This window comes from Bradyrhizobium sp. Ghvi, from assembly GCF_900115265.1.
Lineage (GTDB): Bacteria > Pseudomonadota > Alphaproteobacteria > Rhizobiales > Xanthobacteraceae > Bradyrhizobium.
The window spans coordinates 93,430-111,865 of record NZ_FOVU01000005.1 but is presented as its reverse complement, the minus strand read 5'-3'; the positions used below and the strand labels follow the sequence as shown (position 1 = coordinate 111,865).

Below are 18,436 nucleotides of genomic sequence, written 5' to 3'. Positions count from 1 at the left end.
CGTTTTCGCATCATCTTTGGTCCCGGGCGGGAAACCATGGGTCGACAACGCGAAACACGCCTGGGGAATGGATCGATGAGCGAGGAATTCGACTACGTGATCGTTGGCGCCGGCGCCGCTGGATGCGTCCTCGCGAACCGGCTTACGGCCGATGGCGTCGCCACGGTTTGCCTGCTCGAGGCGGGACCGCCCGATCGCAACCCCTTCATCCACCTGCCCGCCGGTTTCATCAAGACGCTGTTCGATCCGACCTGCACCTGGCAATTCAAGACCGATCCGACCGAGCGAACCGGCGGCCGACCGATCGCAACGACGCAGGGCCGCACGTTAGGCGGCGGCTCGTCCATCAACGGAATGGTCTACAACCGCGGACAACCGGCTGATTTCGATGGATGGGCCCAACGGGGCAACCGGGGGTGGGCTTGGGACGACGTCCTCCCCTACTTTCGTCGCTCGGTGCGGCGGTTGGATATCGAGAAGGGGCCCGAGCAAGGCGAAGCAATTCCGGTCAGTCGAATGGACTGGCTTCACCCCGTCTCCGAGGCCTTCATTCACGGTTGCATCAACGCGGGAATTCCGCAAAACCCGGACTATAACAATGGCCATCAGGCGGGAGTGGGATACTTCCAGCGCACGATCGACCGGGGCTGGAGAGTCAGCAGCGCGCGCGCATTCCTGAAGCCTGCCCTGTCGCGTTCAAACCTGGAACTCCGCACCAACGTTCGCGCGAGCGAAATTGTGCTCGACCAGCGTCGCGCAGTCGCGGTGCGGTATCTGCGTCGACGTGGCGCCACGCCAAACGAAGTTCGCGCGAGACGCGAAGTCATCCTAGCGACGGGTACCGTCAATACCGCACGGCTGCTCCAGGTTTCCGGCATCGGCCCGGCGCCTGCGCTTGCGTCCTTGGGTGTACCCTTGAGACACGAGCTGAACGGAGTAGGAGCGAACTTTCGGGACCACTATGCGGTGCGGATTGTGATGAAAGCCAGGCCGGACGTCGTCACATTGAACGAACTGTCGCGCGGGCTTCGTCTTGGAGGACAGATCGCCCGCTGGGCCGTCGGCTTGCCCAACATCCTGGCAACGTCCCCGTCGCAAGTCCATGTCTTTTGGAAGTCATTCGAAGGCCTCGATGCGCCGGACCTCCAATGCGTGTTCACGCCCGGCTCCTACAAGCAAGGCGCCGTCTATGTGCTAGACGACTATCCCGGCGTGTCGGCCGGCGCTTGGCCGCATCGCCCGCAAAGCACGGGATATGTGCACGCCCGCTCCACGGACGTCTTCGAGGACCCAGTCGTTCAGCCGAACTATCTCAGCGACCCGCAGGATCGACGTACCACGATTGGCGGCCTCCGCCTGATCCGCCGCCTCCTGTCGACGCCCGAACTCGCGCAGTATCTCCAGAACGAGACCCTGCCCGGCCCTGACGTGACCACCGACGACGAGCTGCTCGACTATAGCTATCGAAACGGGACCACCTGCTACCATCTCATCGGAACTGCGCGCATGGGACCGGCATCCGATCCGGATGCTGTCGTGGACAACGAGCTTCGGGTCCACGGACTTGACCGCCTGCGGATCGTTGACGCCTCGATCATGCCGACGATGCCGTCTGCGAACACGTACGCCACGACGCTTATGATCGCAGAAAAGGCTGCCGACATGATCCAAGGTCGACAGCTGCCAAACAATCAAGCCGTGTGAGAGGCGCAACGCCTGTCAGCGCATCACGAATGGATCCACCACGTCTTCTGCGGTCCCAATCATGATGCTCTTGGTCTGGAGATAGTTCTGGATCGCATCCAGTCCATTCTCCCGGCCGATGCCCGAATGCTTGTAGCCTCCGAGAGGCGAGAGGTAGCTGATCACGCGATAGGTGTTGACCCACACCGTACCGGCCTGAAGTCGTTCCGAAACCCGAAGTATCCTTCGAATGTCCTGCGTCCAGAACCCTGCCGCCAGGCCAAACGTCGTGTCGTTCGCTATTGCGATGGCTTCCTCGTCGTCCTCGAAAGGAATGCATGCCAGAACGGGACCGAAGACCTCTTCCTGGGCAATGCGCATCCGGTTGTGCACCCCCGTGAATATCGTCGGTTCGACGAAGTAGCCGCCTTCGCCAACGTCGGGCCCGGCCGCGGGCCCACCACCCAGCACGCAGGTGGCTCCCTCACCCTTCGCGACATCGATGTAATCGAGAATCTTCCGATATTGAGGGGGCGTCGTGACGGGGCCGACCTGCGTGCTGGCTAGGAGCGGATCGCCCTTCTTGGCCCGTCCGGCAAACGCAACAACGCGCTCCACGAACTGGTCGTGGATGCTCCGATGAACGAGGAGACGTGAACCGGCGATGCATGTCTGTCCGGTCGCAGCGAAAATCCCCGAGATGACGCCTTTGACCGCGTTGTCGATTTCCGCATCGTCGAAGACGATGTGAGGCGATTTGCCGCCGAGTTCGAGCGTCACCTTCTTGAAGCTGCGTGCCGCCAGTTCGCCGATTCGGCGCCCGGTGGCTTCGCTTCCGGTGAAAGCAATTTTTGCAACATCGGCATGCGAGATCAGGGCATCGCCGATCTCACCTCCAAACCCAGTAACCACGTTGAAAACGCCCGGCGGAAAGCCGGCCTTGTCCACCAGCTTCGCGAACTCCAGCGTTGAGGCGGACGTGAACTCAGACGGCTTTGCGACGAAGGTGTTTCCCGCGGCGAGCGCCGGAGCGAGCTTGTAGGCGAGAAGCAGAAGCGGCGAATTCCAGGCGGTGATGCCGACGCATACGCCGAGGGCCTCCTGCCGTGTGAAATTGAATGTCTGCGGTTTATCGATCGGGATGACAGCGCCCTGGACTTTATCCGCGAGGCCGCCGAAATAGTAATACCACTGCGGAATGTACTTCAGCTGGAACGCCATCTCGTTGATGAGCTTGCCGTTGTCCGTCACCTCGGTTCGGGCGAGTTGCTCGGCGTTTTCGGCGATGAGATCGCCGAGGCGTCTGAGCAGATGTCCGCGCTCGGTCGGCGTCAGCTTTGGCCAGGGCCCCGTTCTGAATGCCGCCTTGGCCGCCGCCACGGCCCGGTCGACATCCGCAGGCTTTCCCCGCGGGATCGTTGCCCAGGCCTTGCCCGTGAAAGGATTGAGAGACTCGAAGCGTTCGCCGCCGACCGCCTCGACCCATTCACCGCCGATGAACATCTTGTAGGATTGCATTGCGCTATATCCTGTTCTCAACTGGGCCCGCAGACTGGCGTGTATCTAGGCGCCGACGTGCCCGGCAAGTTCGATAATGTCGTTGGCCACGACGTCCCAATCCTGCGTCGGCTCGAGGTCGATCTTCTGGCCCGGACCATGCTCGCTCGGACGCGGGATGAAGGCCGTTTTCAGGCCAGCCGCGCGGGCAGCAGCGAGATCGCCATTATGCGCAGCGCACATCATGACCTCCGCTGGATCGAGATACATGAGCCTGCACACGCCGAGATAGGTCTCGGGATGTGGCTTGTAGTGCCGAAACAGCTCGCAAGAGAAGACGTTGTCCCACGGTAGTCCGGCATGCTTCGCCATATTGACGAGCAACGCAACATTCCCGTTCGACAATGGGCCGATGACGTATCGGCGCTTGATGCGGGTTAGCCCCTCGACCGCATCGGGCCAGCCTTCCAGCCTGTGCCATACGCGGTTAATGTGCCGGCGCTGATCCACTGACAGGGCTTCGAGGTCAAGTTCAGCCAGCACCTGATCGAGGGCATGAGCGTGCAGCTCGTCGAGATTGGTCCAGGCGATTTCCCCGATCCTAACCCGATCCTTCTCGGGTTCGTACCGCCCCCGCCAGCTGTCGGCCAAGGCGGCCCAATCCGCCTTGATCCCTTCGCTTTCCCCCCACGCCGAGAGGTCGCGAATGATGCTTCCACGCCAGTCCACCACCGTGCCGAACGTATCGAACACGATCGCCTTCACTCTCTGGATCGAACTCTTCATCACCGGCTCCCTCAGCTGCGGCCAGGATCCCAAATCCGCAAAACAAACGGCTCTGTGCATTTATTAATGTATGCATTATTTCTGTCAAGCCTCGCCGCTGGAACCGGCCACGCGACATGACCGATCCTGACCCGCCGGACGAACGCGCCCTACAGGCACCTCCGGGCTACCGGTCAGTAGATAGACAGACAGCCTGCATGCAGCAGAGGGAGACCAAACCCGGGACAAAGGGAGGATCGGCCAGGCAAACGTCGCCGAGCGCGATCGTGCGATGGCCTCGTTCCCCGGCCGTCGGCGTGGCGCTCGACTGACGGCCGGATCGGCCGTCAGGATTGCTTGCCGGACTCAAGACGTTGCAAGACCTTCGTCACAATGTTCTCCGCCGTAATCCCGAAATGGCGGAACAGTTCGTCGCCCGGTCCCGACGCTCCAAAGCCGGACATGCCGACAAATATACCAGCGTCTCCGATATAGCGCTCCCACCCGAGCCGGACGGCGGCCTCAATGCCTACGCGCAGCACGTCCTCTCCAAGAACGCTTCGTCGATAACTCTCTTGTTGCTGCTCGAATGCCTCCCAGCACGGCATCGATACCACAGCAGTCGGAATATTCAGCTTCTCGAGAAGTCCCTTTGCGTCGAGCGCGACGGCGACCTCGGATCCCGTCGCCAGCAGCGTAACCCGTCGTGCCCCGCCTGTCGCTTCGGCCAGAACATAGCCACCGTGCGCGCTCAGATTCTCGTTCGAGTGCGTCGTCCTCACCGGCCGGAGAGCTTGGCGGGACAGGATGAAGGACGATGGGCCGTCGCGCCGCGACAGTGCCATCTCCCAACACTCCGCGACCTCGACGGCATCTGCGGGACGGAGCACCAGAATATTGGGGATGGCCCTTAGTGAGGCTAGGAATTCGACCGGCTGATGCGTCGGGCCGTTCTGCCCAATACCGATGGAATCGTGACTGTTGATAAAGACGACGGGCAACCCCATCAGGGCTGCCATCCTGATAGCGGGCCGCAAGTAATCGGAGAAGGCGAGATAGGTCGCCCCGATCGGCATGATCCCGCCGTGAGCGGCCATCCCGTTCATGATTGATCCCATCGCGTGTTCGCGGACGCCGTAGTGCACAAAACGGCCACCGCGCTCAATCGCGGTGAATGCCTGCAGGTCACGCTTGTGGCACGTGGGCCCCTCAAGATCCGGCGCGCCGCTGAGCAATTCCGGAAATAAGTCGAACAATGTCGCCACCGCCTCGCCGGACGACAGGATGGATGGTTGGGCCGGCAAGGAAAGCGCGGACTTCTTGTATTGCCGCAAGGGAGCCTGCCAGTCCGCAGGCATCTTGCGGCGCGCTAGACGTTCCAAAAGCGCGCGTCGCTCAGGCGCAAGTTCGGAGACCCGCGATTTCCAGGTATCGTACCGTTCTGTATTACGCGCGCTGACCAGGCTCCGCCAGCCGTTCAGGACCTCCGAAGGGACAACAAAGGGCGGACTGGTCCAGCCAAGGCGTTCGCGAGCGGCTTGCGTATCCTCCTTGAAAACGCGCCCGCCATGCGCGCCCCGCTTTCCCTCGAGCCGCGGGAACCCGCGGCCGATCACCGTCGCGCATGCAATGAGGCTGGGCCTCGGATCGGATTTCGCGTGCGCGATCGCGACGTCGACCGATTCGAAATCGTGTCCGTTCGCATCCAGGACCTGCCAACCCGCCGCCCGGAAGCGCGTCCTAATATCTTCGCTGGTCGACAGGTCCGTGCTGCCGTCGTCGGTCATCGAATTGTCGTCCCAGAGAACGACAAGTTTTCCGAGACGAAGATGGCCAGCCAGTGCAAGCGCTTCCTGGGCGACCCCTTCCATCAGGCAACCGTCACCCGCGATGACATAAGTGAAGTGATCGAGCAGGTCGGAGCCGAGCATCTGGCGCAGATATTCTTCGGCGATGGCCATACCCACGCCATTGGCGAATCCCTGCCCCAGAGGCCCGGTGGTAACTTCGATACCGTGCTCGACCGCATATTCCGGATGACCATGACAGATGGATCCGAGCGTACGGAAGCGCTTGATCTGCTCGATGTCGATCGCCTCGTATCCGCTCAGGTACAGCAACGAATAGAGCAACATCGATCCATGACCGTTGCTCAGGATGAACCTGTCGCGATCGATCCAGGTCGGATCGGCGGGGTTGAACTTGAGATGGCGCGTGAACAGGACGGTGGCGATCTCGGAACAACCAAGCGGTGCACCAGGATGACCGTCCCGGGCATTCTCGATGGCGTCGAGAGACAGCATCCTGATTGCATTGGCCATCGCCCGATCCAAGTCTTGATCTCGAGATACGGGTGTTGGCGGCACGATAGTCATGTTTAACCCTTGTGTGTTCACGTCTGTGATTGTTTCTTCGCCGTCCGATCAAATCGTTCGAGGCTGAGGCGCTAGAGAAAGCCGATCGAGAGCCAGGGGATGCACGCGACCACGACGAGGCCGGCAAGCAGCGCCAGCATGTATCCCGCCAAGGGACGAATGCCTTCCGCCGGATCGGCGCGACCGATCGCGCAAGCTGCGTAATATCCGACGCCGAATGGCGGAAGGAAGAGTCCCATTCCCATCGCCAGGATGATCACCATCGCATAGTGCACCTCGTGAAGGCCGACAGCCTTCGCGACTGGGAACATAAGAGGAGCGAAAAGCACGAGCGCCGGTATTCCCTCCAGCACGCTCCCCAGGACGATAAACATCAGGATCGACACGGCCATGAACGTTGGGCCGCCGCCGGGAAGCGACGCCATGACCTTTGCGAGATCGCGCGAAAACCCCGACTGCGTCAAACACCAGGCGACGGTTGTCGCGGCGCCGATGATAAACAGAATGGCGCCCGACAGCGCGGCCGTGTCGATCAGCATCTTTGGAAATTTCGACCAGTCGCACTGGCGATAGATCAAAATTCCGACGAGGACCGAGTATGCGATACCGATTGTCGAGACTTCCGTGGCCGTGGCCACGCCCTCGACGACCGCCGCTCTGATGATGAACGGAAGCGCGAGCGCTGGGAGCGCGAAGAGAAATGCGCGGAGAATATCCCGCCGCGGCGGCTTCGAGATGTGCGAAAGATCCTCTCGCCTGTTCCTCCACCAAACGACCATCGCCAGGAAGAGACCGAGGACGACCGCCGGTACCAAGCCCCCTGTAAAGAGCGCCGCGATCGACACGCTGGTTACCGAGCCGATCGTAATCAACACGAGGCTGGGTGGGATGGTCTCGGTCTGGGCGCCGGTCGCGGCGAGCAATGCGACGAGCTCCCCGCTCTTTTGTCCACGCTTCCTCATTTCCGGAAGCAGCGAGGGGGCTACCGCGGCCATGTCTGCGGTTTTCGAACCAGAGATGCCGGACACGAGGTACATGGCGCCGATCAGAACGTAGCTCAACCCGCCCCTGACATGGCCGAGCAGCGCTGCGAGGAAGTCGACCATCGCCTTCGCCATCCCTGTGAGTTCCATCAAGTAGCCGAGGAATACGAAGAGCGGAACAGCGAGCAAGATCAGGTGCGACATGCCCTCATCCATCCGCCCGGCGATCGTCAGCACAGGCGAATTCGTTGCAAGTCCGATGTATCCAAGAGCGGCCATCCCGAACGCAAATGCGATAGGCACGCCGAGAAACACGGCCACGCCGACCAGGCCCACGAAGAACAGCACGAGGTTGAGGTTTCCGAGGCCAAGGAAGAAGCCGCGAGACAACCACACGAGCGCAGTGATGCCGGCCACAAGGCAAAAGGCGGTCACCAACCGCGGGCGCGCGATCGAACCCACCTTTGCGAGCGCGAAGACGACCATGAGGACGAGCCCCACGGGCAGCGCCGCTGCGCGCATCGATCCCGGCAACTCCAGCGCCGGAGTAATCACAAACGACTCCTCATGCGCGTAGTCGATCGCCGGCCAGAGCATGAGGACCATGAAGGCGACGCAAGCCAACAACGCCACCGTTTCGCAGTTTGCCCGCGCCGAAGGGCCGAACCGATCGACAAGGGCTGTCATACGCATGTGCTGGCCGCGGTGCAGCGCGATGGCGGAGCCGAGCATGGAGAGCCAGACGAATAAGATCTGAGCGAGTTCGTCGGTCCAGACGATTGGCGCTTGGAAGACATACCTGGCAATCACGCCGATCGACAGCACTCCGATCTCGACCGCAACGACCGCGCCAGCGAACAGCTCGGTGAGAGATATCAGCCAAGCTATCAGCCTTGGGCCAAGACCCGGTCGGATGCCGATCATCACTGGTCCGTCAGTCACCGCCATCGTGCCCTCAGCTCAGCTTGCCGCTCGCTGCCTCGAGAAGAGACCAGGCTTCTTCCCCATACTTGCCCTTCCATTCGCCGTAGAAGCCCGACTGCTGCAGCTTGGAGCGGAACGCGGCCGTATCGACTTTGACGAACTCCAGACCCTTCGTGCTCAATTCGCTCTGGAGCGAGTTGTTGAGCGCCGCGACGTCGGCGCGCTGCTTGACTGCAGCCTCGTTGACCGCCTTGACGATGACATCGCGGTCCGAGGCAGGGATACCGTCAAATGCCCGCTTGTTTGCCAGGAACCAGAAGCCGTCCCACATGTGGTTCGTTTCGGAAAGGTACTTCTGGACCTCGTACATCTTGGCGAAGTAAATTCCCGCCAACGGATTTTCGAGGCCGTCGGCCACCTTGGTCTGGAGTGCGGAATAGGTCTCGCCCCACGGAATCGAGGTCGGCGACGCGCCGAGGGATTTGAAAAGCGACGTCCACAACGGACTCGGCGGCACCCTGATCTTGAAGCCCTTTAGATCATCGGGCGTCTTGATCGGGCTCTTGGCCGAGGTGGTTTGCCGAAAGCCGTTGTCCCACATCTTCTCAAAAGCCACGATGTTCGACTTGGCGAAGCTCGCGATGATGTGTTTTCCAAGAGGACCGTCGACGGCGTTCCAGACCTGGGAATAGTCCGCGAAGGCAAATCCGATTCCGGTGATCGCAGCGACCGGCACCAGGGTGGCTACAATCAGGCCCGACGATGCGAAGAACTCGATCGCACCCGACCGCAGCTGGCTAAGCATATCTGCGTCGGTGCCAAGCTGACTGTTCGGGAAGATCTCGATTGCCACACGTCCGTCGGTCAGCTTCAGGATCGCCTCGGCTGACTCCGTCATCCGCGTGTTGAGCGGATGATCCTTCGGCATGATATTGGCGAACTTCAACTTGAACTGCGGCTCGGCCCTGACAATCGAGGGATATGCAAGACCAAGTGCAATACCAACTCCCCCGTGCAGCATGCTACGTCGCGACAACTTTCTCATCGTCTCCTCCTCCACAATGTTACTGGTATTTTCTTTGGTCGATTTCTGCGCGGGCGAACGCCTGCGCCTATTCCTTCTCTGCAAAGAAGCCCAACAACGCCTCGGAGATGAATTCCGGCGCCTCTTCGGCCACCCAATGTCCGCTGTCCGGGATCGTGCCGCCCCGCACATTTTCAGCGACACGCTTTAGCGACTCGATGGTTTCGGGCCCGCGTCCGAATGCCTTCTCGCCGCCCAGCGCCAAAACCGGCATCTTGAGCTTGCCTTGCGATGCCAATATCGCCTGATTGTCCGCGACGTCCTGCGCAAAGGCCCGGTAGTAGCCGAACATTGCTCGGAACGCCCCGAGCTTCTTGTAGGTCCGGTAATATTCCTGCTTGTCGTCCTCCGAGAGGCAATTGGCGCGATGGCCGTAGTTCTCGAAGAACCAGTTCAGCACTAGTTCTTCACGCCCCGCGCAGAGTGCCTCGGGAAGATCCGGAGTGCGATAGAAGGGGTGATGCCATCGCCGCCCGCCCTGCGACATTTCTCCGCCATCGCCCGGAATCGTCACGTCCAGAATCGCGAGCTTCGACACCGCCTCCGCGTGATGTGCAGCGAGCGAGAACGCGACCGGCCCGCCCCAGTCGTGTCCGACAAGATGAAATCGTTCGATTCCCAAGTGACCGTTGACAAGCTGCCAGATGTCCTCGGCTACGGTCTTCTTGTCGTATCCCGATTGCGGACAGGTCGAGTCTCCCAGTCCACGAAGGTCCGGAGCGATCACGAAGTATCGCTCAGCGAGCCGTGGCATCACGAACCGCCATTCATACGAGGATTGAGGGATCCCGTGCAGCAGAACCACCGGATCGCCTTTGCCGGCCGCCAAGTAATGCAGCGAAACCTCGCTCAGATCAGCGAAATGACTGTTTGCCTGGCGCATCATCTCACCTTCCCAACACACCGGTCATTGCGCGATATGCTCTTACGACCTGACTGTCGTCGACCTGACCAAAGCCTTGGCCCGAAACCGCCAAAAACATCTGCTGTGCGATTGACGCGAGCGGGGTCGGCGCTTTCAGACGCTGGCCGGCATCCAAAACGATTCCGAGGTCCTTGACGAAGATATCGATGGCGCTGGTCACCTGAGGTTCGCCCGCAATCATGCGGGAGCCCCTGTCGCGCAACATCCAGCTGGACGCTGAAGATTCAGAGAAGATGTTGATCAGGATCTGGGGATCTATGTCCGCCTGCGCACCGAGTGAGACCGCCTCTGCAGCTGCCGCCAGATGCACGCCGCACAGGAGCTGGTTGATTGTCTTTACCAGCGCCCCCTGCCCAGGAATCGACCCGACATGATGCACTTTGTCTCCCATCGCCTGAAGAAGCGGCTCCACGCGAGAAAACGTTTCGTTCGCGCAAGCCGCCATGATGGTGAGCGTAGCTGAGGCGGCACCCGCGACTCCTCCGGACACGGGAGCATCAACGAAGCTGCGGCCGGTTTTGGTGACCGCTTTTGATATTCTTTCAACGTCTGCCGCTGGACAGGTCGCCATGAGCACAACGCCGCTTTCCTTTGGCAGAGCGTCAAGAACACCCGCCTCAAACAGCAGTTGCTCTGCCTGGGCAACGTTCACCACCATAAGCACCAGAAAATCGGCGCCCAGCGCGGTATCCTTAGCCGCATCGGCCCAGATACCTCCCTCCTTTTCGAACGCGGCGCGAGCTTCAGCTCTGACGTCATATCCCTTCACTCGATAGCTGCGAGCGCAGAGATGCGCGGCCATCCTTGAGCCCATGGATCCGAGTCCGATAAACCCGATGTTGATTGCCTTGGATAGTTCCGTGCTCTTGCTATCCCGCGTCATACTCATATCGCGATGTTGTCCCTTCTTATTGCTTTCGAGCACGCGGCGTCCCTCGCCTTCGCGAAGGAGCGCTAACCAAGCAAGAAGGATCGGAGGGCCCTCGCGATGAGAGCACACTGGACGTACCTCCGGATCTTGCGGTTGTCTGTCCGCATTCTCTATCGCTTGAGCCTAGTAACCTTGCCCGGCACCAACAAAGGAATTAAAGTCCAAGTTAGATGATCTATATTCATGTGAACCATGACCCACCTGCTCCACTTGCGCGCCATCCAGATTTTCGAAGCCGCCGCGCGTCTTGGCTCCTTCCTTCGCGCCGCGGACGAATTAAGGGTGACGCCCTCCGCCGTGAGCCACCAAATCAGGTCACTGGAAACTACTTTAGGCGTACAGCTCTTTCATCGGATCAACCGCGCGGTCATGCTGACCGACATCGGTCGAAAGTATGCCGACGAAGTATCCGAGGCGCTCGGGCGTATTGAAGCCGCAAGCCAGACTGTCGCGCGAAAAGGCAAAAGCGACATTCTGACGATACATTCGGTTCCGAGTTTTGCGAGCCAGTGGCTGATGCCACGGCTCTCCAGATTCGGCGCGCTCAATCCGGAAATCGATTTGAGATTGAATGCATCGGGCGACGCTGCCGATCTCGGAGGCGATGCCGTCGACATCGATATTCGATACGGCACCTTCGTGCCTGCAGCCTACTTGGGTGTTGACTCGTTTCCGCTCGAGACGATCGTCGTATTGTGCTCACCCAAGCTCATGAAAGGCGCATCGCGGATTCGGACGCCGGCTGACATAAAGAAGCACGTCTTGATCCACTCCGAGGTCAACCTCTACCGATGGAAGCACTGGGCGGACGACGCAAAGCTCGAGCTGGATCTAGAGCGTGGCCCTCGTTTTGACCGCTCCTTCATGGCCATCAGCACCGCCGTTGACGGCCTCGGTGTTTGTTTGGAGAGCCGGCTGCTAGTCCAACGCGAGCTCGAAAGCGGTCGCCTGGTCATGCCTTTCGGACCGAATGGCGCTCGTATGCTGTGTCACAGCCTGGTATACCGCCGATCTCGCACCAACGTACCGAAGATCGCCACGTTCCGGAAATGGATGTCGCAGGCTTTACGCGAGACTGAGACCTAGAGGCACGTCGAACGCCCGGGCGATCGCATTCCGTTCCGCTCCGAATGGGCCAGGCGGCGGCTGCGGCTACTCAACCAGGATGACCCGCAGATCATTGACATTCGTCAACGTTGGACCCGTCTGCAGCAGATCGCCGGTCTCTGCGAAGAAGGCGCTTGCGTCATTGTTGCCGAGATACGACCGAGCGTCGAGGCCGCGCGATTTGGCCCGACTAAGGGTCCGCTCGTCAATAATGGCGCCGGCAGGATCTGACGCGACCCCGCTGCCGCCATCTGCACCATCGGTATCTGCAGCAAGAGCTGCGATGCCACTCTCGCCGTTGAGCGCGAGGGCTAACGCGAGTGCATACTCCTGATTGGGTCCGCCACGCCCATTGCCGCGAACGGTGACCGTTAGCTCCCCACCCGACACTATGGCGACGCGCTTTCGTTCCGACCGAGCTTGCAGCGCCAGGCGCGCATGGTTGGCCGCGACATCACGCGCCTCACCTTCAAGATCAGCTCCGAGATCGATGATCTCGTAGCCAGCTTTTCCTGCGGCAGCAATCGCTGCAGCCAGCGCGTCGCGTGGCCTTGCGATTAGCTCCAGGCGCGTCCTGGCAAAACACGGATCATTAGGCTTACAGCTCTCGTTTTGCGGATGCCTGAGGGCGTGACGAATCGCCTCATCTGGCAGGAGGTCGTATTTCTCGATTACCGCTCGCGCGTCCGCGAGCGTCGTCTGATCCGGTACGGTCGGTCCGGACGCAATTGAGGACGGATCGTCGAATGGCACGTCGGAAATTGCAAGCGCCACGACCTCAGCCCGCATGCTGGCACGCGCGAGGCGTCCACCTTTGATACGCGACAGGTGTTTGCGGACGATGTTGATCTCGTCGATCCGTGCGCCGGAGCGCAATAACGAACGCGTCAGTTGCTGCTTCTGGACGAAGGTAATGCCGTCAACAGGTGCGATCCAGTTGGCGGAACCGCCACCGGACAGCAACACCAAGACCAAGTCTTCCTCTCGGGCACTCTGGGCGAGTCGCAGCGTCCTTTCGGTACTCTCCCGTCCTGGCTCGTCCGGCACCGGATGACCGGCCTCAATGACCTCGACGCATCTCGTCGGCACGCGATGACCGTGCCGGGTTGTCGCGATGCCGATCAGTCGATCCGGGTCAAACTTGAACACATCCAGGTAGTGCCGCTCGGCCGCTGCGGCCATGGCGGCGGCCCCTTTGCCGGCTGCGAGACAGATCAAACGGCCCCTCGGAGCTGCCGGAAGATGAGGCACCAGTATGACGTTGGGATGGGCGGCGGCGATCGCGGCATCTAGAACGGCGCGAAGGAGAAGGCGTCGATCGGTCATTTCAATACTCGTTCTAAAAAAGGGCCCGACCTCTAGGGCCGGGCCAGTCTCGGGAGGAGCGCTTGCGCGCTTGTTTGGTCGGTGTCGCCGACCAACTTGTCAGGCCGCCATTAGATCGGCGGCTGAACTCCGCTGACAGGTCCGGTCAATGCCTGGCAGGGCCCGACTTGACCTACCCCGCAAGCTAAAGAAACGACATGTGCATTGGCTCAGGATAATAGCGGAAGCCGTCACCATCCTTCCCTACGTGGCCAAGGCCGGGCCAAGGGAAGTGATATGACATCAGCGGCGTCCTGTTCGCGGCCAACATATCCAGCACTCTCACACGTGATTTCACCGACAGCTTGGAATCCGTGTCGAACAGAAACTCCATTCGAGGTTTTTCGAAAAGAAGCACGGGATGGTGCGTCAAATCCCCGACATAGCAAAACGACTTCCCCGCCGACTCAATCATGAAGCAGTGATGACCGAGTGTGTGACCGGGCGATGCAATCGCATGAACACCCGGTAGAAGCTGCTCGCCGTCCTTGAAGAAAACGATGCGATCGCGCACCGGCGGCAGGTTATGGATCGCTGCCTTGACCAGACCATCGAGATCACCGCCGAGCTTGCTCTTGTCAGTCCAAAAGTCGTAGTCGGTCTGGCTGATGTAGATCTGTGCGTTCGGGAAGGTCGGCTTGTTATCGTCCCCCCAGATACCACCGATGTGATCCCAGTGCGCGTGCGAACAGACGACCGCGTCGACTTCCTCAAGAGCAATTCCGGCAGCGGCGAGGCTGCTCTTCAGGCGCCCGGTGGTGGGCCCGAACTGCTTGAGTGATCCCATTCCGGTGTCAAACAGCACCAACTTGTTTCCAAAGTTGACAACCGGTGCATTCTGCTCGAGCACGACTTCCTTTGTCGGAAGGAAGCTCTTGTCGAGCATCCGCACGACTTCCTCCTTCGGCACACCCAGGAAGCTTTCGCTCGGGTCTCCAAGGGGCAGCGGTCCGTCCGATACGACAGTGACCTGTGCTTCCCCCAACGCAAACCGATAATACGACGGAACCTGCTTATCGGACTTCGGCTCCTTGGCTTCGCTGCGCGTAGCAACCACCTCGGTCAACGCCGCACCGCCCACCAAGGCAGCTCCCTTGACGAGATCCCGGCGCCTCATTTGCGAACGAGTCTTTCTTGACTCCATTTGCTCCTCCCAGAACGCGGCTTGTTAGTTTAGGCTGGACGTCGGAAGGCTACGGCGTGCCAGCACAAGGCTACAAACGAAATGGTTGGGTGGATAGGTGACCCCACTTCATCCAAAAGCAGCGCCCCGACTTTTTGAACGAGAAGTTCTTTGTCTAACTTTTATTTTTTTGAGCCGGCCGCCAACTATGCTTCGGCGAATAACCGAGCACGCGACGAGCCTTGTCTATGGAGAGCAGCGTCTCATTTCCGCTGATTTTCCTCTTGAATGGTACGCCAGGAAAATATTTTTGTGCAAGCTCCACACTGGGTGTCGGCGATACCGTGTCGGCATTGGCAATCACGAAGACTTCTGCTCCCTTGATATCTGTCTCCAGCGATAGCCGAACCGCCTGAGCCCCATCGCGTGCATCGATGTAACCGAACAGATTGAACTTTCGATCTTCCGGATCGAAGGACGGAAATTGACCGTATTCGGCCGGATCCATCACGTTCGAAAACCGCAGGCACGCAATCTTCAGCAGGGGATCCCACCGGCAATACTGACGCGCAATTTCTTCGCCGACCGCTTTGGACAGCGAATAAGCCGTTTCGGGCCTTGCCGGATAATCTTCGTCGACTGGAAGATATGGCGGCGGATCCTTGTATGGCAGACCGAGCAAGGTCTCGCTTGAAGCCCAGACCACATTGCGTATGCCAAGGCGGCGCGCCGCCTCAAAGACATTATAGGTACTGGCCGTATTGATACCGAATACCTCGCTGATAGCCACAACTCCGGGCATTGGAACGGCAGCGAGGTGAACAACTGCGTCCACCCCTCGCTTGTGATACCATTCCATGCCGGAAAGCAGCTCTATGGTGCGATCGAGATCCGTGAGATTGACCTGCACGAAAGGACAAAGGTCCACCGCAGGAGGTGTGACATCCGCGTTGACCACGTTGTAGCCGTGATCCAAGAGATCCTTGACGCAAGCTCGGCCGAGCTTGCCGCTTCCACCAGTGACGATGACCAAAGTCATGCGATAGTCCCTCTTTTTTGAGTTCTGCTCGGTCAGGCGCGCTGGCTGCGGCCCAAGGCCACCGCCAGAACTATGAGAACGCCTCGCGCCATAAGCTGCTGACTAAAGTCGAGCCCAAGCAGAATGAGGCCGTTGTTGATAACGCCGATCAGCAGCGCGCCCACGATTGATCCGATGACGGTTCCGGCTCCGCCGAACAGGCTGGTACCGCCAAGAACGACGGCGGCGATAACCGACAGTTCATCGCCCTCTCCCAGCTGGAAGCGCCCCGAGTGCAGGCGTCCCGCGTAAAGCATTCCTGCGACGGAAGCCGCCGTGGCGGTCATTAGAAGCGCCTGAAACTTGACGGTTCTTGTCTTGATGCCGCTGTAGCGCGCTGCTGTCTCACCACCACCAGTGGCCAAGATCTTTCGTCCGAAGGGGGTCTTTCGCAGGGCCGTATGAGCCAGCGCGCCGAGGATCACGACCCACAATACAAGGATCGGGACCGGGCCGATATTTCCCGATCCGAAAACGGCGATGAAGGTGTCATCGATCACCGGCACGGGAGAGGTTCCGCTCATCCACATGCCAAGCCCACGGGCAAAGCCCATCATACCTAACGTGACCAGAAAGGAGGGAATGCCGATCCAGGCGGTCAAGCTTCCATTCACGGCTCCCACAAGGAGACCGGTACAAAGTCCGGCCGCAATCGCAGGTACAAGCCCGTAACGGCTGAGAGCGAGGCCTGAGGTCACGGAAGCCAAGCCTGCAATGGCTCCAACCGACAAATCGATCTCACCGGCGCACAACACGAAGGTCATGGCCATCGCCATGATGGCGATGATCGCGGTTTGTCGTGCGATGTTGAGCAGATTATTGGCTGACAGGAAGCCGCGATCACTTAGCGTGATCGCGAATATCACGAAAATCAGCGCGAACCCAATATAGACGACGTATTGTCGCCAGTCCGAGACAATGGAAGCGCCTCTAACCATGGCCAACGGACCTCGATGCGTCGTCGCTGCAGTTCCAGTTCCATCAGTACGTCGGAGCATTGAGCCGCACCTCCTGGATTAGGACTTGAAGGTTGTGCTCCGCCTTGGCGATCTGCACCCCTTCGTCTGCACTTCCGGTCGGCTCGCCGGCCGCCACGGAAATCTCGTCCCTGGACACCTCGCGGGCAATGCGTCCGTCGCTCATGATGAGCACTCGATCGCTAACCGCCAGAAGTTCGGCGAGCTCGGAAGAAATGATGATGATGGCCCGTCCCTCATCCGCAAGTTCGCGGATGAGATCGACGATTTCCGTTTTGCTCCCGATGTCGATGCCCGCCGTGGGCTCGTCCAGGATGAGTATCTCGGGATTCATGGCCAACCATTTGCCGAGCACCACCTTCTGCTGGTTGCCGCCTGAGAGTGTTCGCACCGGCACCGAGCTGGAGGTTGCTTTAATACGCAGTCGTTGAATCAAGCCAGTCGCAGAAGCGGTCTCCTTGGTGCCGTCAAGGAACAGGCCTCGCGCGAGGTCGCCTAGTCGAGGTAGACTGAGATTTGTACGTATGCTGTGCGCTGCGATCAGGCCTTCGCGAGCCCTGCTTTCAGGTATGAGGGCGATTCCCGCTTCCATCGCTTCACGTGGACTGCGAATTCTGACAGCTTGGCCTTTCACTCGAATTTCGCCCGAGGTCATTGCATCAATACCAAACATGACCCGAGCCAGTTCGCTGCGGCCGGAACCCAACAGCCCTGCAATGCCGAGCACTTCACCGGAATAAACTTCGAAAGAAGCGTTTATCGGCTTATTCGGCCCGGATACCGATCGGACCTCGAGAGCCGGGCTTCGCGTGCGGTCAACCGAACGCGGCCGCCAGCTGAAACTTCCAACCCGCTTGCCGATCATATGCTCGACGACGTCCTGGATTTCGAACTGGCGCACTGGGGCGGTCGCGACGTTCCGACCATCCCTGAGGATGGTTACTTCCTCGGCGATCTCGAATATCTCATCCATCCGATGCGACACGTAGACGATCGCGGCCCCGTCCGCGGACAGGCGTTTAAGGAGAGAAAAGAGACGCTCGACCTCAACGCCGGTCAACGCGGATGTCGGCTCATCCAAAATAAGGATGCGAGCGTCTTGCGAGATCGCTTTCGCGATCTCGACCATTTGCATCTGGCCAGTGCTGAGCTTCTGAACAGGTGTCGCCGGATCGACATCCATGCCGAGTTCGGACATGATCACTCTCGATCGCTCCCGCGCCGTACGATCGTCCACGAGAAGCCCAAATTTTCTCGGCTCTCGAGAAAGAAAGATGTTCTGGGCGACGGTCAGACTTGGGATCAGGCTGAGCTCCTGAAATATCATCCCGATACCCGAGGCGCGGGATGTAGCGGCACTAAAGCTATTCATCTGCCGACCGAAGACGGTTATCGAGCCTTCGGTCGGCGTCAGAATTCCCTGAAGTATTTTGAGCAGCGTCGACTTTCCGGCGCCATTCTCACCCATCAGCGCGTGGACCGTTCCTTGCTTGACCGCGAAGTCGACGCCGCGAAGGACCTGGAGCCCTCCGAACGACTTCTTGATGCCGGTCATCTCGACCGCGTTGCTGGATTCGCTCATGACCCATAGCTCGCGTGCGGGGACAAACTCCCGGGCC

The 18,436-nt window shown here is 59.9% G+C and carries 14 protein-coding genes; 2 read left to right on the top strand and 12 right to left on the bottom strand.

Going from position 1 to position 18,436, the window contains the following annotated elements; all coding sequences use genetic code 11:
- The first annotated feature begins 75 nt into the window (after positions 1–75).
- Positions 76–1,704 carry a GMC family oxidoreductase gene (locus BM374_RS19925; RefSeq protein WP_092295249.1) on the top strand — a complete coding sequence of 543 codons (1,629 nt, stop codon included), beginning with the start codon at positions 76–78 and terminating at the stop codon, positions 1,702–1,704.
- A 15-nt stretch (positions 1,705–1,719) separates the two neighbouring features.
- Here the strand turns inward: BM374_RS19925 and BM374_RS19920 are convergent, their stop codons facing one another.
- The 7 genes from BM374_RS19920 to BM374_RS19890 form a co-directional block, all read right to left on the bottom strand.
- A complete protein-coding gene (locus BM374_RS19920) occupies positions 1,720–3,201 on the bottom strand; it encodes an aldehyde dehydrogenase (RefSeq protein ID WP_092295247.1) in 1,482 nt (493 codons plus the stop codon).
- A 45-nt stretch (positions 3,202–3,246) separates the two neighbouring features.
- Positions 3,247–3,966 carry a haloacid dehalogenase type II gene (locus BM374_RS19915; protein WP_092295244.1) on the bottom strand — a complete coding sequence of 240 codons (720 nt, stop codon included), beginning with the start codon at positions 3,964–3,966 and terminating at the stop codon, positions 3,247–3,249.
- 326 nt (positions 3,967–4,292) lie between these two features.
- Positions 4,293–6,266, bottom strand: a complete 1,974-nt coding sequence (gene tkt / locus BM374_RS19910; protein ID WP_349509993.1) for a transketolase — start codon at positions 6,264–6,266, stop codon at positions 4,293–4,295.
- Between the two features lie 125 nt (positions 6,267–6,391).
- Positions 6,392–8,251, bottom strand: coding sequence for a TRAP transporter large permease (locus tag BM374_RS19905; protein ID WP_092295238.1), 1,860 nt, complete (start codon positions 8,249–8,251; stop codon positions 6,392–6,394).
- Positions 8,252–8,258: 7 nt separating this feature from the next.
- Positions 8,259–9,272: a TRAP transporter substrate-binding protein gene (locus BM374_RS19900; RefSeq protein WP_092295235.1), complete on the bottom strand. Its 1,014-nt coding sequence runs from the start codon at positions 9,270–9,272 to the stop codon at positions 8,259–8,261.
- 67 nt (positions 9,273–9,339) lie between these two features.
- Positions 9,340–10,197, bottom strand: coding sequence for an alpha/beta fold hydrolase (locus BM374_RS19895; protein ID WP_092295231.1), 858 nt, complete (start codon positions 10,195–10,197; stop codon positions 9,340–9,342).
- Position 10,198: 1 nt separating this feature from the next.
- Positions 10,199–11,161, bottom strand: coding sequence for an NAD(P)-dependent oxidoreductase (locus BM374_RS19890; protein WP_283807086.1), 963 nt, complete (start codon positions 11,159–11,161; stop codon positions 10,199–10,201).
- Positions 11,162–11,359: 198 nt separating this feature from the next.
- Between BM374_RS19890 and gcvA the strand changes: the two genes are divergently transcribed.
- Positions 11,360–12,253, top strand: coding sequence for a transcriptional regulator GcvA (gcvA, locus tag BM374_RS19885; protein WP_092295228.1), 894 nt, complete (start codon positions 11,360–11,362; stop codon positions 12,251–12,253).
- A gap of 66 nt (positions 12,254–12,319) precedes the next feature.
- Here the strand turns inward: gcvA and BM374_RS19880 are convergent, their stop codons facing one another.
- The 5 genes from BM374_RS19880 to BM374_RS19860 form a co-directional block, all read right to left on the bottom strand.
- On the bottom strand, positions 12,320–13,600 hold the full coding sequence (locus BM374_RS19880; RefSeq protein WP_092295225.1) for a glycerate kinase type-2 family protein: 1,281 nt from the start codon (positions 13,598–13,600) through the stop codon (positions 12,320–12,322).
- Between the two features lie 184 nt (positions 13,601–13,784).
- Positions 13,785–14,783: an MBL fold metallo-hydrolase gene (locus BM374_RS19875; RefSeq protein ID WP_092295222.1), complete on the bottom strand. Its 999-nt coding sequence runs from the start codon at positions 14,781–14,783 to the stop codon at positions 13,785–13,787.
- 154 nt (positions 14,784–14,937) lie between these two features.
- The gene (locus tag BM374_RS19870) at positions 14,938–15,801 is read right to left on the bottom strand and encodes an NAD-dependent epimerase/dehydratase family protein (protein WP_092295219.1); all 864 of its coding nucleotides are present in this window, start codon (positions 15,799–15,801) and stop codon (positions 14,938–14,940) included.
- A 32-nt stretch (positions 15,802–15,833) separates the two neighbouring features.
- The gene (locus BM374_RS19865; protein WP_092083528.1) at positions 15,834–16,778 is read right to left on the bottom strand and encodes an ABC transporter permease; all 945 of its coding nucleotides are present in this window, start codon (positions 16,776–16,778) and stop codon (positions 15,834–15,836) included.
- 43 nt (positions 16,779–16,821) lie between these two features.
- Positions 16,822–18,399, bottom strand: a complete 1,578-nt coding sequence (locus tag BM374_RS19860; protein ID WP_092295216.1) for a sugar ABC transporter ATP-binding protein — start codon at positions 18,397–18,399, stop codon at positions 16,822–16,824.
- Positions 18,400–18,436: the final 37 nt, after the last annotated feature.

Coding starts and splice junctions, on each gene's coding strand:
- tkt (WP_349509993.1), bottom strand. CDS start 6,266: ATGGCCAATGCAATCAGGATGCTGTCTCTCGACGCCATCGAGAATGCC.
- BM374_RS19920 (WP_092295247.1), bottom strand. CDS start 3,201: ATGCAATCCTACAAGATGTTCATCGGCGGTGAATGGGTCGAGGCGGTC.
- BM374_RS19895 (WP_092295231.1), bottom strand. CDS start 10,197: ATGATGCGCCAGGCAAACAGTCATTTCGCTGATCTGAGCGAGGTTTCG.
- BM374_RS19905 (WP_092295238.1), bottom strand. CDS start 8,251: ATGGCGGTGACTGACGGACCAGTGATGATCGGCATCCGACCGGGTCTT.
- BM374_RS19880 (WP_092295225.1), bottom strand. CDS start 13,600: ATGACCGATCGACGCCTTCTCCTTCGCGCCGTTCTAGATGCCGCGATC.
- BM374_RS19925 (WP_092295249.1), top strand. CDS start 76: ATGAGCGAGGAATTCGACTACGTGATCGTTGGCGCCGGCGCCGCTGGA.
- BM374_RS19875 (WP_092295222.1), bottom strand. CDS start 14,783: ATGGAGTCAAGAAAGACTCGTTCGCAAATGAGGCGCCGGGATCTCGTC.
- gcvA (WP_092295228.1), top strand. CDS start 11,360: ATGACCCACCTGCTCCACTTGCGCGCCATCCAGATTTTCGAAGCCGCC.
- BM374_RS19865 (WP_092083528.1), bottom strand. CDS start 16,778: ATGGTTAGAGGCGCTTCCATTGTCTCGGACTGGCGACAATACGTCGTC.
- BM374_RS19870 (WP_092295219.1), bottom strand. CDS start 15,801: ATGACTTTGGTCATCGTCACTGGTGGAAGCGGCAAGCTCGGCCGAGCT.
- BM374_RS19915 (WP_092295244.1), bottom strand. CDS start 3,966: ATGAAGAGTTCGATCCAGAGAGTGAAGGCGATCGTGTTCGATACGTTC.
- BM374_RS19860 (WP_092295216.1), bottom strand. CDS start 18,399: ATGAGCGAATCCAGCAACGCGGTCGAGATGACCGGCATCAAGAAGTCG.
- BM374_RS19900 (WP_092295235.1), bottom strand. CDS start 9,272: ATGAGAAAGTTGTCGCGACGTAGCATGCTGCACGGGGGAGTTGGTATT.